This window comes from Bradyrhizobium sp. LCT2, from assembly GCF_009931255.1.
Lineage (GTDB): Bacteria > Pseudomonadota > Alphaproteobacteria > Rhizobiales > Xanthobacteraceae > Bradyrhizobium > Bradyrhizobium diazoefficiens.
Genome location: NZ_CP034432.1, coordinates 669,382 through 684,254, shown reverse-complemented (window position 1 = coordinate 684,254; position 14,873 = coordinate 669,382). Strand labels below are relative to the sequence as shown.

Here is a 14,873-nt window from a genome sequence, read left to right as displayed (position 1 = left end):
CGGCTTTCGGTTCAGGTTGCAGATGGCGTGATGGCGTCGACTGGCGACGCGCCGACGGGTTTTCCCCCGGCTGTGATGATTGTGTTCGGTCCTTTGCCGCCTGATCGCATCGAAGGCGACGACATGGCCATCCGCTTCTCGCGCTTCAGCCGCACCTGGATCATGTGCGGGCAGCGGTGGTCATCGAAATAGAGTTCCTGGCAGTGCATGCAGTAGATGCACTCGTTGACGTTGATGTGACCTTCCGGATGGATCGCTTGCACGGGGCATTCATTGGCGCAGCGCTGGCAGGGCGAGCCGCATTCCGGCCAGCGTCGCAGCCATTCGAACATCCGGATGCGGCCGGGAATCGCCAGCGCCGCGCCGAGCGGGCACATGTAGCGGCAGAAGAAGCGCTCGACGAACAACCCCGCCGCGAGGAGGGTCAGGGCGTAGACGACGAACGGCCATTCCCGCGCGAACTTCAGAACGATCGAAGTCTTGAACGGTTCGACCTCGGCAAGTTGCTCGGCAAACGCCGTCGAGTAGAGCGACATGCCGAACAGGCCGAGAAAGATGATGTACTTGATCGGCCACAGCCGTTCGTGAAGTCCCCAGGGGACGCGATACTGCGGGACCTTGAGCGCCTTGGCGGCGTTGTTGAGTAATTCCTGCAGGGCGCCGAACGGGCAGAGCCAACCACAGAACGGTCCGCGCCCCCAGAAGAGAAGTCCCGCCGCGATGGAGGCCCAGAGAAGGAAAATCAGCGGCGCGGAAAGGAAATACTCCCAACTGAACCCGGTCAGCAGGGAGTTCGTGAAGGTCAGGACGTTGACCACTGAAAGCTGAGCGTTCGCATACCATCCCAGCCAGACGAGAATGAACAGCAGATAGAAGCGGCGGACCCACGTGTACACCGCCGGACGACGGACCAGAAAATTCTGGAAGAAGAAGATCAGCGTCAGCGCGCCGAGCGCCAGCATCGCTGTGCCGATCTTGAGGGTGTCCGCGCGCCATATCCGCATCCACAACGGGTCCTCGTCGGTCGTCGGCACGCGGGCTTCGGGGGCGGCGGCCGGCGACGACTTTGCGGTCGGCGCCGCTGCCGCTGCAGCCGGCCGAACTGGCGCTTCGCGCTTGAGATAGGTTTCGGGAAGTGTGTATCCAAGATCGAAGGTGACCCAGGCCTTGTCCCGTGCGCCGACGACGCGCTGCACCAGGAGCTGCAGCGCCCACGGCTCGGTCGGATCGAACGCGAAGTCGGCCGGCACGATGAACAGCGCAATTTCGGGAAAATCCGGCGCGCCGTCGGCCGCCAGGCTACCCAGTCGGGTATGGTCCCGATCGCGGAAACGGATGCTGTTGGTTTCCTGGATCAGCTCGATCCGGTCGAAGATTCCACCCCGAACGTAGGCGGCCCCTTTGAAGGAATAACGGCCGGCACCGGCGACGACGAGCGCCTGCTGGCCTGGCTTCAACCTGCCGGCCAGCCGGCCGTAGCTCTCGTCGCCCAGCAGGCTGCGGCCGATGGTCGGCACCGCGACGTCCGCGACATAGAGATCGATGAAGCTGTCGTCCGGAGCGCCTTCCTCCGGGCGCGCTGCGGCGACCGCATTGCCCGATTTCTCGAAGGCCTGGTTGATATCGGCGACGGAGAGGGTTAGCCGCCGGACCGAGCCGTCGCCGACCAGGGTCTGCCAATCGCGGACTTCGCTCTTGGCCGCGTCGATGGCCTTCGTAGCTCGCGGCCCGGCCGCCGCAACCGGGCTGCCCTGAGCGCCGAGGCGGCCGCTCCGGATCAGCTTGGTGGCGGATCGAACGATGCTATCGCCGATCACCAGAACGGTTACGGTTGCGCCGCTGACGATGTCGACTTGGGGCGCCGGCGCAGCCCCGCGGGCGACGCTCCCCAGGTCGGCGCCGATCAGCTTGTTGACGGCCTCCAGAATGCGCTTTTCGGGGATGCCCACCAGCACGATGGGCTCCTTGTGCTCGACCAGCTTGAGGCCGGTCAGCACACCTTTCGGATCGATGCCAACGAGCATCTGGATCGGTTTTCCGGAATAGCCGACCGCATTGGCGAAATCGGAATTCAGGTACACGAAGCCCTGCAATTGATCGCCGCGATAGGCCGGTATGATAGGCGGCTCGCCCTGCGGGGGACCGAAACGGTCGGCGCCCGGGAAGAAGTCGGCAGGGGCAATCTTCGACAGGTAACCGTTCAGGTCGGCAGCGGACGCGGTGCCGAAGGACGACACGCAAAGCAACGCCAACGCGAAGAGTGCGCGCGCCGCTTGGGTTAGAAAATCCGGAACAACATGCGTTCTTTGGAGCATGGGACCTCGAACGTGAGCGCCGCGACCGACCGGGTCGCGCGCTCCTATTTCTTCCGAAGTCGCCGTTGACGCAGGAACTTGATCGGATAGATGCTACGCTGTCAACCGAAAGAGTGTTTGCGCTGGATCAAGCTCGCCAATTGTTCCGTGAGGATCTCGTCATGCCGTTGCTACGAACTTCGCTGCTGATGAGCGAGCCGGCCGGAACGCTCGAGTCGCTCGACGAGTTGTTCGCTCTCGCCAACGCCATGGAAGAGGAGGCTGCGAAAAGATACTCCGCGTTGGCGGAGGAGATGCGACGGCAGAACAAGGATGCCCTGGCCGAGGTCTTCGCTCACCTCGCCGCCGCTGAGCGCGAACATGTCGACAGCGTCGCAAGATGGTCACAATCGCGCCGCGGCAAGGCGCCGGATCCGGCGCTGGTTCGATGGGAGGCGCCCGAAACGTTCGACGCCGAGACGGCAAGGGAGATCGAAACCTCCCGGCTGACGACCCCCTACCGCGCTTTGGCCATGGCGGTTCGCAACGAGGAACGCGCCTTCGCATTCTGGTCCTACGTCGCCGCCTATTCCCGGGATTTGGAGATCAAGCAGGCCGCCGAAGCCATGGCGCGTGAGGAACTCGGACATATCTCGACACTGAGGAAGGAACGGCGTCGCGCCTACCATAAGGAGCATGAGCAAACCGAACGGAGGGGGCGCGACGATTCGGCCGTGATGCAGATCGATGCGCGCGCACTGGAGCTCCGTCTCGCAGCGCAGCTTGCCGACTTGGAACGCGGTCTCGCCGGGGCTGCAGCGGTCCGCACACGGGAGCTTGTTGAAGAGACGATGCAGATGTCCGAGAAAGCCGAGGGCATCGGGAAATTCCCGGTGTCACTCGAACAGCGCGACGCGGAGACGATCTCGGAAGCGCTGGCCGACGGCTACCTGGAGAGCGCCGAAAGCGCCAGCGATCAAACCCAGGTCGTGCTGCTACAAGAATTGGCGGAAGGGGCCATCGCTCGCTTAGCGTGGTTGCGCTCGTTGACGGTGGCGTGAAGGTTGAATGCGACGTCGTTCGTCTCCGTGCCCGGTCCTGGCCGTACGCCATCGGTTTCCTGGTCGCGCGAAGTCGATCCGACAGGCCCACGAATCCGGCTACGCGTTATGGCAGGCAATTGCTCTACCGTCCGCGCCGGCAGACCGAAGCTCGGGAACGTCGACCAGGCAGCGATGGCTGGCTATCGGGCAACGTGGGGCGTAGGCGCAGCCGCTTGGCCGCTTGAAGAGGCTTGGCGGTTCACCCGTTTCGATCGCGCCGAGAATCCGCTTGGATGGGTCCGGCTTCGGAATTGCCGCCACCAGCGAACGTGTATAGGGATGGCGCGGATCGTCCAAAACCGTCCGCGTTGCGGCCTGCTCCACGATCCGCCCCATATACATCACCGCAACGCGATTGCTGATTTGTCCGATTACGCCGAGGTCGTGGGAGATGAACAGCATCGACAGTCTCAGCTGCTCACGCAGATCCATCATCAGATTGAGCACCTGGGCCTGCACGGACACGTCGAGGGCCGAGACCGGCTCGTCGGCGATCACGATGGACGGTGAGGGAAGGATTGTTCGTGCGATGCCGGCCCGTTGCCGCTGCCCGCCGCTCAGTTCGTACGGATAGCGCGCGGCGAAAGACGGATCCAGGCCGACCGCCGTCAGCGTGGCGGCGATCGCCGCGCTGCGCTCGGCGCGACTGGTGAAGAAACCATTGATATCGCCAGCCTCCGCGACCGAGTCTCCGATCGACCGCCGCGGGTTGAGCGATGCATAGGGATCCTGGAAGACCATCCGGATGTTCAGGCGCATGTTGCGAAGGCTGGCGCCCGTCATGTCCGTTCCCTTGAAGCTGATGGTGCCGCTGTCGGGCCGGGCCAGCCCCACGATGGACCGGCCCAGCGTGGTCTTGCCACAGCCTGACTCGCCGACGATCCCAAGCACCTCACCCTCTGCCAGCGACAGCGACACACCATCCACCGCCCGCACCTGATATTTTCGGCCGGCGCGCCTGACGCTGAAGGAGACTCTCAGATCCCGAATGTCGAGGACGGCGTTTCCGTTCATCGCGATTCCCCGCCGTCCAGGGGGAAGGCGCAGAGCACCTCGTGTCCTCGAGAAACCTCCGCGCGCGGCGGGGCCGCCGTGCGGCACGACTCGCGCACTGCTGCGCACCGCGAGGCAAAGACGCAGCCGGCACCGACTGTGCCGGGCGCCGGCGGCTGGCCCGCTATGGTTGGCAGGCGGCGCGCGCCGGAATTCCGCGACGGCATGCAGTCCATCAGTCCGCGCGTGTAGTGGTGGCGCGGTCTGCCGAACAACGCTTCGACGCCCGCGGTCTCCACGATCCGGCCCGCATACATGACCGACACACGATCGGCGAGCTGCGCGATCACCCCCATGTCGTGGGTGATGAACAACATCGCCATGTCGAGGCGGTTGCAGAGCTCGCGCAGCAGCCCGAGAACCTGCACCTGGATGGTGACATCCAGTGCCGTGGTCGGTTCATCCGCGATCAGAACCTGAGGCCGGCAGGCGAGCGCGATCGCGATCATGACCCGCTGGCGCTGGCCGCCGGACAATTGATGCGGATACGCCGAGAGCTGCATTGCGGGATCTGGCATGCGCACCAGCTCGAGCAGCTCGCGCGCCCGGGCGATCGCCGGGGGACCGGAAGATCGATCATGCACGCGCACGGCTTCGGCGATCTGATCGCCGATCCGACGAACCGGGTTAAGCGAGGTCATCGGCTCCTGAAAGATCATTGCCATCCGGCCGTGGCCCGCTTCGACGCGCTGCCAGGGCTGCAGCTGCGTCACGTCGCAGCCTTCCAACAGGACCCGGCCGGCCCGGATCCGCGGGCCGGGCTGCGGCAGCAATCCCATCACCGCAAGCGAGGTCATGCTCTTGCCGCAGCCGGATTCGCCGACGAGGCCGAGGATTTCGCCCTTGCCAAGTTCGAAGGACACGCCGGCGACGATGTCGACCGGTGTGGTCTCCGAGCCCAATGACACCGTAAGGTCGCGAACGGACAGCACGATCTAGCCCTTCTCGCTAAAGACCTGACGGAACCGGGGATCGAGACGATCGCGCAGTGCGTCGCCGACCAGGTTGAGCGAAAATGCAGTCGCCACGATCATCATGCCGGGAAAGAACAGCAGCCACGGGGCTCGGGTAATGAAGGTGCGCGATTCCGCCAGCATGTTGCCCCAGCTCGGAATCTCCGGCGGAGCGCCCAGGCCCAGGAAATCGAGCGATGCCGCGCCAAGCTGCGCGAACGCGAAGACGAAGCTGGCCTGCACAAGAAGCGGTGAGATCAGGTTCGGCAAGATGTGCTTGCCGATGAGCCATGCCGTTCCGGCGCCCATGCTGCGGGATGCCTCGACATAGGTCTCCACGCGCAAGCGCAGCGTCAGACCGTAAACGATGCGCGTCGTCGTCGTCATGTAGCCGAGCCCGATCGCCAGAATGGCATTGGCCACGCTCGGGCCGAGGACGACGATCAGCCCAAGTGCGAGCAGCAGACTCGGGAATGCCATGAGCACATCGACCAGGCGCATCAGCACGTGACCGAGTCGGGGGAACAGGGCGGACAGAACGCCGATCGGCACGCCCGTCGCAAGCGCGAACACGACCACGCCCGAGCCGATCAGGAGCGCCATGCGCGCCGAGTGGATGACGCGTGACAAGGTGTCCCGGCCAAATTGGTCGGTGCCGAACCAATGAAGCGCGTTCGGAGGTGTCAGACGGATCGACGGGTCGATGGCATAGGGATCGTAAGGTGCGAGCCAGGGTGCGAAAGACGCGGCGAGCACGGTCCCCAGCAGGATGCCGAGCCCCACCAGCGCGATCGGGCGCGCGACGAACGGCTTCAGCCAAAGGGTCGCGCCGGCGCGGCTCATTGGAGTTCGACCCGCGGATCGAGCAGGCGATAACTCAGATCGACGATCAGGTTGATCAGGAGATACACGACGACGATGACCAGAATGACGCCCTGGATCACCGGATAGTCCCGGCGGAGGATCGACTGTACGACGAGGCGGCCGATACCCGGCAGGGCAAACACGGTTTCGGTCACCACCGCTTCGGACAGCAGCGCCGCGAAGGTGAAGCCGAATGCCGAGACCACCGCCAGGAGCGCGTTGCGCAGGATGTGCCGAACCACGACCTGCCAGGGTCGGATGCCCTTTGCACGCGCCGTGCGCACGTAATCCTCGCGGGAGACGTCGAGCATGCTGGCGCGCGTCAGCCGCAGAATAAGCGCGGCATTCGGCGCTGCAAGCGCCAGGCTCGGGAGGACGAGATAGCGGAGATTGACGAGCCCGCCTTCGAAGATCGATGGATAACCGGAGCTCGGAAACCAGCCAAGCCACGCGGCAAAGATCAGGATCAAATAGAGCCCGACCCAGAACGTGGGAATCGAGGCCATCAGCATCGCCGCGCCGGACAGCCCCTGGTCGAGCCAGGTGCCGTGCCGAACCGCCGCGATCATGCCGATCGGCACGCCGATGAGTGTAACCCAGATCATCGTCATGGTGGCGAGCAAGGCGCTGGTCTCGGCACCGTCGGCAATCACCGACAGCACCGGCGCCTGGAAGAAGATCGACCGTCCGAGGTTGCCCTCGAGCACATGGCCGATCCAGGTCAGATATTGCAGGATGATCGGTTGATCGAGGCCGAGCTGGTGTCGCAGAGCGTCGATCTGATCGGGGGTCGCGGTGTCACCGAGCAGGACGTAGATGGGATCGCCCGGAACGATATGGATGAAGGCAAAGATGATAACGGACGCCGCCAGAAGCGTCACCGCCGTCGTTCCCGCGCGCTTGAGTGCGTAAGACCACATGTGATTGTGCGGCTGATCAGCGGCGATGATGCGCGCCGGTGACGGCGCTCGACATTCCCAGCGGTCTCATTGCCCGTCCTTACTTCGTGGACACATTCCAGAACACGGGACCGTTCGGGTTCAGTCCCTTCAACTTGGGAGAAGCGATGTCATAGGTGTAGGCATCGCCCACTTTCATGACCGGCACCTGATCGTAGATCAGCGATTGGATCTTGTCCCATGTCGACTTGCGTGCGGTCGGATCGGTCGATTTGATCAGCTCGGCCCGAAGCGAACTGATCTCGGGACTGTCCCACCACCCGGGATAACTCGCATTCAGGAACGTGAGGAGCAGCGGATCGGGCGAGAACGAATGGTGGGTGACAAAGATGTCCCACTGTTCCGGCTGGCCTCGCATCTTCAGAAGCGTCGCCCAATCGACGACCATCATCTGAACATTGATCCCGGCGTCGGCCAGTTGGCGTGTGAAGACCGAGGCTTCGTCATAGTGCGCCTGATAGTTTGTCGAGACCAGAAGGCGGATCGGAGTCCCCGCGTAGTCCGCCTCCTTGGCGAGCTCCTTGGCCTTCTTTGGATCGTGCGGGCTGTAGCCGGAACCGCCTTCCGCCGAGTACCAGGGCGTGCCCTTGGGAAAGATCGATCCCTCGGCGTTCCACAGGTCCTTGGAGCCGAAGGCGACGCGCAGGGCCTGCGACTTGTCCAGCGCGGTCTGGATGGCGCGGCGGAGCTTGTAGTTGTCCTTCAGGATTCCCTGCTTCGAGTTCATGAAGAAAAGGCCGAAGATCGGCGCGTTCGTACGCTGCACCTGCACCGATTGGTCCTTGCTCAGGGACTCGTACAGATCGCCAGAGATCATTTCCGCATAGTCGTAGTCGCCGGCCTGCACGCCGCTCACGCGGGTGCCGACGTCCGGGACCGGAATGAACCGAATCTTGTCGAAGATGGCGATGCGGGCGCCGGCGAAGCCGTCGCCCTTTTCCTTCACCGGCTTGTAGCCATCGAATTTCTCCACCTCGACATAGCGGTTCGGCCTCCACTCCACGAACTTGTAAGGCCCGGTACCGACATAGTCCTTCTGCTCGATCGGTCGGTTGCCGGCATTGGCGGCGATTTCTTCCGGATAGATCGCAAGGCCACCATTGACGTCCGCAATGAGGTTCTTCCAGGCGCCGTTCGGCGCGGACAATTTCAGCGTGACTTCGTACTTTCCCGTCGCTTCGACCGACGTGGCTGCGGCCATCAGGAGCTTGCCGCGCGCACCGAAGTTGCCCCACCGCGTCAGCGAGGCGGCCACGTCCTTGGCGGTCATCTCCTTGCCGTTGTGGAAGGGAACGCCTTCGCGGAGCTTGATGACGATGGTCTTGCCGCCGTCTTCCTCGCGATCGCTCTCGGCCAGCATCGGGCGTGGCGTATAGGTCGAGTCCAGCGCATACAGTGTTTCGAAGATGTGGCGGCCGATGACCGATGCGACGTCGGCTGTCGTCAGCATGACGTCAAGTGGCGGCGGTTCGCCGATGGTGGCTTCGCGAAGCAGGGTGGCCGCGCTGGCGTGTGCATTGAGAAACAATGCGGTGGCGATCCCAACGGCGCCGCGCATCAAGACACTGAGGTCGCATCTCATGATCGCCCCTCCCACCTTGTTTCAGCCGCCTGCCTTCACCTGCAGGGGATGCGCCCTCAGGCGTTGACCCGGCGGCGCGTTATCGTTTGTTTGAAAGTTACATACAGAATATGCTAAGTTTCAAGTGGAAAGTTGCGATAGACTGCCGATCTGTCGATACGTGGATTGATCGAGGCTGAAGGTTTCTTACGACCATCTCCTGGCCAAGGGCGCAGGTTAATCCGACTTGAGGAAGGGCGCGCATGCCGCGTGCGAAGCGAATTCACCCGGCGAAAGCCGCGGGGACAGCAGTCTCGACCCCGTCGCGCCGCGACGCGTTCGTGGCCGGCGACATCATCTCTGTCATCAGACAGAGTGCTCCGAGTCTCAGCCCCTCGGAGCAGCGTGTTGCCATGGCGCTGCTGGCCGACGTCGAGTTTGCCATTCACGCGAGCAATGCGGAGCTGGCTCGCAGCGCGCGTGTCAGTGAACCGACAGTGACCAGGTTCAGCCGCTCCGTCGGCTGTCGCGGCGTCCGTGACCTCAAGGTGAGGCTGGCTCAAGCAATGGCGGTTGGGCGGATTTACGTTGAGCTGCCCCCGCATGTCGGCACGGATCTGGCGCGCCCCGCTCTCTGGCGGTCGGTGTTCCAGGAAATTCGTCGCGCAATCGCTGCTGCCGAAGAGGGACTGCGGAAGGAGGACATCGAGAGGGCTGCCGAAGCCATCTCGCGCTGCTCGAAACTTGCAGCGTTCGGCGTGGGCGGCGGCTCGACCCTTGCGGCGATGGAGGTTCAGAATCGTTTCTTTCGTCTCGGGATCGCCGTCTCTCACACCTCCGACCCGAGCTTGATGCGCATGATCGCCGCGACCCTGGGCGAGGACGATGTCGTCGTCGCCATCTCGACCACCGGTGCAGCGAACGAGGTGATTGAGGCAGCCGGTATCGCCAAGCGATACGGCGCCCTGGTCGTCGCGATTACCAGGCCGCAAAGCAGGCTGGCCTCAATCGCCGATATTGCGCTCGGCGTGCAAGTGCCCGAAGCGCCCGATGCGCTCAAGCCGACCGCGTCGCGCTATGCCCTTCTCGCGGCCATCGATCTGCTCGCCGCGTCGACGGCCTATTGCAAGCCGCTCGAGGCCCAGACGCGGATGCGCCGGATCAAATACGAGTTGCTGAAGGGGACGGACGGGAATTCAAATGGGCCGCTCGGCGACTGAAGGGCACTGCCGGCACATGCCAATTGTTGCGCTGCTGACGCTCTCAGAGCAGGCTCGGGCACTTGCTCAAACGTGCGCGTCGTAGATTTGGATGTCGGGACGAGCAAATCGGACAATCTGCGCGATCAGAGCGGTCGTCATTTTGGAGCGAGCCGGTAGAACTCAAGCCTGTAACAGTGGGCTCGTGTTGGAACGGCATGGAAGACATTGAGTCTGTTGGTCGTTCGGTAGCCAAGATGCTCTCGAGAGAGCATCTTGGCTTCGCAAGCGTGGGATACGTTTCATCGCCATTTTCTTCGAACAAGACGGCAATGCGCTTTGGTCGGTCCGGGCCGATGGCTGTTGAGCGGTTGGGGCTAGCTGCAGCTCAGCGGCAACGGCTGGTTGGGATGCAACTCGTACCGATCATAGCAATCCGGGTAGGCGCCGTAGAATCCATATCCGGGCCGGTAGCGGCCGAAGTGGTGAAACGCGTGCTGGCGGAGACCGTCGGCATGACCGCCGAAGCCGAGGTGCTCGCCGCCGAACCGGGCGCCGCCGCCGAAGCCGCCCTCATGCCCCATGCTGCCGAAATGCGCGCCGCCGCCAAAGCCCGCATGTCCACCGCCGAAGCCGCCACCGCCAAAGCCGCCGTGGCCGCCACCTCCACCTCCTCCACCGTGCGCGTCGGCCGCGCCGATGGCGAGCGTCGAGGCGAGCGCTGCTGTTGCCAGAATCATGATGGCTCGTTTCATGGAAAACTCCTCTCGTGTTGAGCTGCCCGGTCATCCCTGAGGCCCGCTGCCGGATCGTGCTGTGCGCGCGAGGCTGCTGATGACCGGGCGTGTGATGCAGGAGAGGTAGGTGCGCCGCGCGGCAATCCAACTGAATTCGGCGTCAGACATCAGGCGCCGCGCGCGAAGGTGAACGTGCCGCGCGTGGTGGCGGCGCACGCAAGAGAGCGGGCTGAATCGAACAGCCCGCTCTCTCTCATTCGATGTGAAGCGCCCGGCGAAGCCATCCGGCCGGCCGCGTTGGTGCAATCAGAAGCTGCCCGTGCCCGGCTCGCAAGGCACGTTGTTGCCGGCCCACGGCGCGGTGGCAAAGGCGCCGACGCGCGGTGCCGGAATGCAGGCGCGTTCGCCCGGATAGAATGGCGCGCTCGTCGCGACCGTATCGGCTTCCACCGCGGGCTGCTGCACGACGCGATGGTGCTCGCGCGCCATGACGGGGCCGCCCAGCATGGCGGCTGCGATCAATCCCATCGACAACAGTTTGGACGTGGTCATTCGCTCTCTCCATTGATGACATCAGGCCGAACCAAGCCGGCTCGTCATCGACGTGTGAACGATCGGTCGCGATTCAAACGCACGATTTGCTCACCGCAGTTCAACCGCCCGTGACCCGATGCGGCGTCGCAACCACGATCGTGCGAATGCATAACATCCGTGGCCCCTGAAACTACAGCGCGTGCGTTGACGGCATATGTTCGATCCAGCGCAGTTGGCAGCGGAGCCCGGAAGATGATCACGACATTGGCAACACGCATCGCCCTTGCACTGGCGCTGCTCGCGAGGCGCGCGGTCCGCACCATGAACTGCAATTCAATGGTGCCCCATGCGACGCGAGCCTATCCTGTACCGCAGCGAGTGGCCGGCGTCAGGCGACATCAGCGCCGCGCGTTCGACGCGGGCGGGCATTGAGCATGACACCGCGTGCCGCTGAACCCTCGCTTCCTCACCGCGCGCCGAAACGGCGTGCGGAACGCGGAACGAGGATCATGAACCGGATTCTCCTGATCGAGGACGACGCCGAGACCGCCGAGGCAATTGTCGCCGAGCTCGCCGATCGCGGGTTCGAGGTGCAATGGGCCGGCGACGGCGTCGACGGTCTCGACCGCGCGCGCACATCGAGCCCCGATGCCATGATCGTCGATCGCATGCTGCCGGGAATGGACGGGCTGGCCGTCATCGAGGCGCTACGCAAGGACCAGGTCAGGACGCCCGTGCTGGTCCTGAGCGCGCTCGGCGCGGTTGACGACCGGGTGCGCGGATTACGCATGGGCGGAGATGATTATCTCACAAAGCCGTTCGCGATCATCGAGCTGGTCGCGCGGATCGAGGCGCTGCTGCGCCGTCCGACCGACAGCCGCGAAACCATCTTGCATGTCGGGCCGCTCGAGATCGACCTGATCGAGCGGACCGCGCGACGCGGCGAGCGCGAGCTCGAGCTGTTGCCGCGCGAATTCCGTCTGCTCGAATACATGATGCGCCGGAACGATCAGTTGCTGACGCGCGCGATGCTGCTCGAGGAGGTCTGGAATTACAAGTTCGTCCCGGCGACCACGAACCTGATCGATGTGCATATGGGCCGGCTCCGTCACAAGGTCGACGGTCCCGGAGAGGTGCAGCTGATCCACAATGTCCGAGGCTCCGGCTTCGTTCTGCGTTCGCGGCTATAGGGGCGCAAGATGCACCAGAGCCAGCTGATCCGCTCCAGCACGTTCCTCTGGGCCCTGGCCGTGGCGGCCGCCTTCGCGCTGTTCGTGGTCGGCCTGTTCGCGTTCATCTACTGGAAGCTCGACGACTATCTGGTCGCGCGATCCGATCGCATGATCACCACACGGATTCACTTCATCGCAGACCTGCCGCCGGCCCGCCGCATCAGCGCGATCGCGGATCATCTCGAGCAGGATTCCAGGGGCGTGCAATACGCGGGACTGTTCGATGCCGCTGGCACGAGGCTGGCCGGCAACATCGACCATTTGCCGCGCGAGCTGGGGCTTGATGGCGCGGTGCAGGGCGTGCGGCTCGATCTGTTCGAAAAGCCGGCAGCCCACGTTCCGGTCGTCAGGGCGGTCGGCAGACGTCTCGATGGCGGCGATGTCTTGGTGATGGGACGGAACGTCGATGAGACGCGCGAGATATCGAGCGTGGTGGGGCAGGCGCTGGCCCTGGGCTTGCTGCCGGCCTTCAGCCTCTGTCTGCTGGCTGGCGCCTGGCTGAGCATCCGCGCCCAGAGACGCGTGGAGGAGGTGAACCAACGGGTCCAGCGCATCGTGGCCGGCGAGCTGCGCGAGCGGCTCCCGGAGGGCGGAACGGACGATCCATTCGCGCGGCTGGCCGGGATCGTCAACGGCATGCTCGACGAGATGGAGACGATGATCAACGCGCTCGCCGGCGTCGGCAACGACATCGCCCATGATCTCAGGACGCCGCTCACGCGCGTCCGCCTGGCGCTGGAGCGCGGGCGCACGCATGCGGCAACGCTGGAGGAGCTCCAGGAGATTACCGACAAGGCGATCGCCGGTATCGACCAGTCGCTCGCGATCGTCACCGCCCTGCTGCGTCTGACCGAGATTGAGAACAGCCGTCGCATGGCCGGCTTTGGCGAGGTCGCGCTCGACGAGATCCTGCGGGAAGTGTGCGACGTCTACGAGCCCATCGCCGAGGACAAGCGCATCGCCCTCGGTGTCGTCATCGAGCGCAATGTGCAGGTGTGGGGCGACCGGGACCTGCTGTTCGAGGCGATCGCCAATCTCGTGGACAATGCCGTCAAGTTCACGCCATCGGGCGGACGGGTGGAGCTCGCGCTGGAAGCGGAGGACGGCACGGCGCTCATGCGTGTCAGCGACACGGGCCCCGGCATCAGCGAGCAGGAGCGCGAGGCGGTGCTGCGGCGGTTCTATCGCTCCGACAAGATGCGCAACACGCCGGGCGTCGGGCTGGGGCTAAGCCTGGTGGCCGCCATCGTCAAGCTGCACGGCTTCCGGCTGATCGTCGGTCCCGCGCCCGGAGGGCGGATCGAGATCCTCGCCTGGACCGGACGGGCGGACAAGGCCGCCACCTGCCGGTCCCGGACATTGCGGCACGCAGACGCCGATCTGATGGGATGAGCCAAATGATGCGCAATGCCTTCGAGATCGATCAGCCGGCCTGGAGTGTGGGAGTGACAGATGCAGACTAGCCACGAAGTTGCGAGGAGTGCTTCCGTCGCCGCTGCGGGCGCAGCGGTATCGGCACCGTTCCTCAGCGCGTATTCCGCGGCCATCAGACGCTACGAACTGCTCGAGCCAGGTCAGGAGCAGCAGCTGGCACGTCGCTGGCACGAGACACGAGACCGCGGCGCAGCCGATGCGCTCGTCACCAGCCATCTCCGGCTCGCCGCCAAGCTGGCGCGCGGCTACAAGGGATACGGACTTCCGATGGTCGACCTGATCGCGGAAGCGAATCTCGGCCTCGTCATCGCAGCGTCACGCTTCGAGCCCGGCCGCGGCGCGCGTTTCTCCACCTATGCGATCTGGTGGATCAAGGCCGCCATTCACGAGTACATCCTGCGCTCCTGGTCCCTGGTCAAGATCGGGACGACGGCTGCGCAGAAGAAGCTGTTCTTCAGGCTCCGCAGCGAGATCAGGAAAGCCACCGGCAGCGTGATGTCAGGGCTCACGCCTGACGTCGCCGAATTGATCGCCGGGAAGCTCGATGTGACCGCGCGTGAGGTGATCGAGATGGATGCGCGGCTCAATGGCGACATGTCGCTGAACGCGCGCGTCGGTGGCGAGGAAAGCGGAACCGAGCTGGAAGCCTTGCTGGTCGATGGGGCGGTCGACGCCGAGACGATGCTCGCCGATCACGAGCAGACGGAGCGGCGTGCCAAAGCCTTGCGGGTTGCGCTGGGCGGGCTTGCGGCGCGGGAGCGTCATGTCTTCGAGGCGCGGCGGCTGACGGAATGCCCCGTGACGCTCGATCAGTTGGCCCGCGAATTGTCCATCTCCAGCGAACGGGTTCGACAGATCGAGATTCGTGCCTTTGCCAAGGTCAAGCGGGCCGTGATGCTCGCCGCGCAGGATGCGCCACGCGCCGCCGTATGCAACGTCTGAATTCGTTT

At 64.3% G+C, this 14,873-nt stretch carries 14 protein-coding genes; 6 read left to right on the top strand and 8 right to left on the bottom strand.

The annotated features are described in order from the left end of the window. Positions 1–11: 11 nt before the first annotated feature. Complete coding sequence (locus EI171_RS04000) at positions 12–2,315, bottom strand: NosR/NirI family protein (protein WP_161532660.1); 2,304 nt, start codon at positions 2,313–2,315, stop codon at positions 12–14. A 161-nt stretch (positions 2,316–2,476) separates the two neighbouring features. Here EI171_RS04000 and EI171_RS03995 point away from each other — a divergent pair, with 161 nt between their 5' ends. Continuing rightward, positions 2,477–3,355: a ferritin family protein gene (locus tag EI171_RS03995; protein ID WP_161536917.1), complete on the top strand. Its 879-nt coding sequence runs from the start codon at positions 2,477–2,479 to the stop codon at positions 3,353–3,355. A gap of 99 nt (positions 3,356–3,454) precedes the next feature. On the opposite strand, the gene EI171_RS03990 is transcribed toward EI171_RS03995, so the two are convergent. The 5 genes from EI171_RS03990 to EI171_RS03970 form a co-directional block, all read right to left on the bottom strand. Then, on the bottom strand, positions 3,455–4,411 hold the full coding sequence (locus tag EI171_RS03990; protein WP_161532659.1) for an ABC transporter ATP-binding protein: 957 nt from the start codon (positions 4,409–4,411) through the stop codon (positions 3,455–3,457). Further along, positions 4,408–5,382, bottom strand: a complete 975-nt coding sequence (locus EI171_RS03985) for an ABC transporter ATP-binding protein (RefSeq protein ID WP_011083143.1) — start codon at positions 5,380–5,382, stop codon at positions 4,408–4,410. The genes EI171_RS03990 and EI171_RS03985 overlap by 4 nt, the downstream gene beginning before the upstream one ends. 3 nt (positions 5,383–5,385) lie before the next feature. Continuing rightward, positions 5,386–6,246, bottom strand: coding sequence for an ABC transporter permease (locus EI171_RS03980; protein WP_161532658.1), 861 nt, complete (start codon positions 6,244–6,246; stop codon positions 5,386–5,388). After that, positions 6,243–7,187: an ABC transporter permease gene (locus tag EI171_RS03975; RefSeq protein WP_161532657.1), complete on the bottom strand. Its 945-nt coding sequence runs from the start codon at positions 7,185–7,187 to the stop codon at positions 6,243–6,245. Before EI171_RS03975 ends, EI171_RS03980 begins: the two co-directional genes overlap by 4 nt. Before the next feature lie 79 nt (positions 7,188–7,266). After that, on the bottom strand, positions 7,267–8,808 hold the full coding sequence (locus tag EI171_RS03970) for an ABC transporter substrate-binding protein (protein ID WP_161532656.1): 1,542 nt from the start codon (positions 8,806–8,808) through the stop codon (positions 7,267–7,269). Between the two features lie 242 nt (positions 8,809–9,050). On the opposite strand from EI171_RS03970, the gene EI171_RS03965 reads away from it, so the two are divergent. After that, entirely contained in the window at positions 9,051–10,007 is a 957-nt protein-coding gene (locus EI171_RS03965) for a MurR/RpiR family transcriptional regulator (protein WP_161532655.1), read from the top strand. 356 nt (positions 10,008–10,363) lie between these two features. Here EI171_RS03965 and EI171_RS03960 read toward each other — a convergent pair whose 3' ends face one another. Both EI171_RS03960 and EI171_RS03955 read right to left on the bottom strand, forming a co-directional pair. Next, positions 10,364–10,741 (bottom strand): hypothetical protein, encoded by a 378-nt coding sequence (locus EI171_RS03960; RefSeq protein WP_161532654.1) that lies wholly within the window; start codon positions 10,739–10,741, stop codon positions 10,364–10,366. A 288-nt stretch (positions 10,742–11,029) separates the two neighbouring features. Next, positions 11,030–11,275: a hypothetical protein gene (locus EI171_RS03955; RefSeq protein WP_161532653.1), complete on the bottom strand. Its 246-nt coding sequence runs from the start codon at positions 11,273–11,275 to the stop codon at positions 11,030–11,032. Between the two features lie 234 nt (positions 11,276–11,509). Here EI171_RS03955 and EI171_RS03950 point away from each other — a divergent pair, with 234 nt between their 5' ends. From EI171_RS03950 to rpoH, 4 genes are all read left to right on the top strand, one after another. Further along, entirely contained in the window at positions 11,510–11,689 is a 180-nt protein-coding gene (locus tag EI171_RS03950; RefSeq protein ID WP_161532652.1) for a hypothetical protein, read from the top strand. A 77-nt stretch (positions 11,690–11,766) separates the two neighbouring features. Further along, the gene (locus tag EI171_RS03945; RefSeq protein WP_028175307.1) at positions 11,767–12,447 is read left to right on the top strand and encodes a response regulator transcription factor; all 681 of its coding nucleotides are present in this window, start codon (positions 11,767–11,769) and stop codon (positions 12,445–12,447) included. Between the two features lie 9 nt (positions 12,448–12,456). Continuing rightward, positions 12,457–13,881 (top strand): HAMP domain-containing histidine kinase, encoded by a 1,425-nt coding sequence (locus tag EI171_RS03940; protein WP_161532651.1) that lies wholly within the window; start codon positions 12,457–12,459, stop codon positions 13,879–13,881. A 60-nt stretch (positions 13,882–13,941) separates the two neighbouring features. Beyond that, positions 13,942–14,865: an RNA polymerase sigma factor RpoH gene (rpoH, locus tag EI171_RS03935; protein ID WP_161532650.1), complete on the top strand. Its 924-nt coding sequence runs from the start codon at positions 13,942–13,944 to the stop codon at positions 14,863–14,865. Positions 14,866–14,873 lie beyond the last annotated feature (8 nt).

Excerpts from the sequence above, each read along its gene's own strand:
- EI171_RS03995 (WP_161536917.1), top strand. The coding sequence starts at position 2,477 with ATGCCGTTGCTACGAACTTCGCTGCTGATGAGCGAGCCGGCCGGAACG.
- EI171_RS03980 (WP_161532658.1), bottom strand. The coding sequence starts at position 6,246 with ATGAGCCGCGCCGGCGCGACCCTTTGGCTGAAGCCGTTCGTCGCGCGC.
- EI171_RS03990 (WP_161532659.1), bottom strand. The coding sequence starts at position 4,411 with ATGAACGGAAACGCCGTCCTCGACATTCGGGATCTGAGAGTCTCCTTC.
- EI171_RS03945 (WP_028175307.1), top strand. The coding sequence starts at position 11,767 with ATGAACCGGATTCTCCTGATCGAGGACGACGCCGAGACCGCCGAGGCA.
- EI171_RS03970 (WP_161532656.1), bottom strand. The coding sequence starts at position 8,808 with ATGAGATGCGACCTCAGTGTCTTGATGCGCGGCGCCGTTGGGATCGCC.
- EI171_RS03965 (WP_161532655.1), top strand. The coding sequence starts at position 9,051 with ATGCCGCGTGCGAAGCGAATTCACCCGGCGAAAGCCGCGGGGACAGCA.
- rpoH (WP_161532650.1), top strand. The coding sequence starts at position 13,942 with ATGCAGACTAGCCACGAAGTTGCGAGGAGTGCTTCCGTCGCCGCTGCG.
- EI171_RS03960 (WP_161532654.1), bottom strand. The coding sequence starts at position 10,741 with ATGAAACGAGCCATCATGATTCTGGCAACAGCAGCGCTCGCCTCGACG.
- EI171_RS03975 (WP_161532657.1), bottom strand. The coding sequence starts at position 7,187 with ATGTGGTCTTACGCACTCAAGCGCGCGGGAACGACGGCGGTGACGCTT.
- EI171_RS03950 (WP_161532652.1), top strand. The coding sequence starts at position 11,510 with ATGATCACGACATTGGCAACACGCATCGCCCTTGCACTGGCGCTGCTC.
- EI171_RS03940 (WP_161532651.1), top strand. The coding sequence starts at position 12,457 with ATGCACCAGAGCCAGCTGATCCGCTCCAGCACGTTCCTCTGGGCCCTG.
- EI171_RS04000 (WP_161532660.1), bottom strand. The coding sequence starts at position 2,315 with ATGCTCCAAAGAACGCATGTTGTTCCGGATTTTCTAACCCAAGCGGCG.
- EI171_RS03955 (WP_161532653.1), bottom strand. The coding sequence starts at position 11,275 with ATGACCACGTCCAAACTGTTGTCGATGGGATTGATCGCAGCCGCCATG.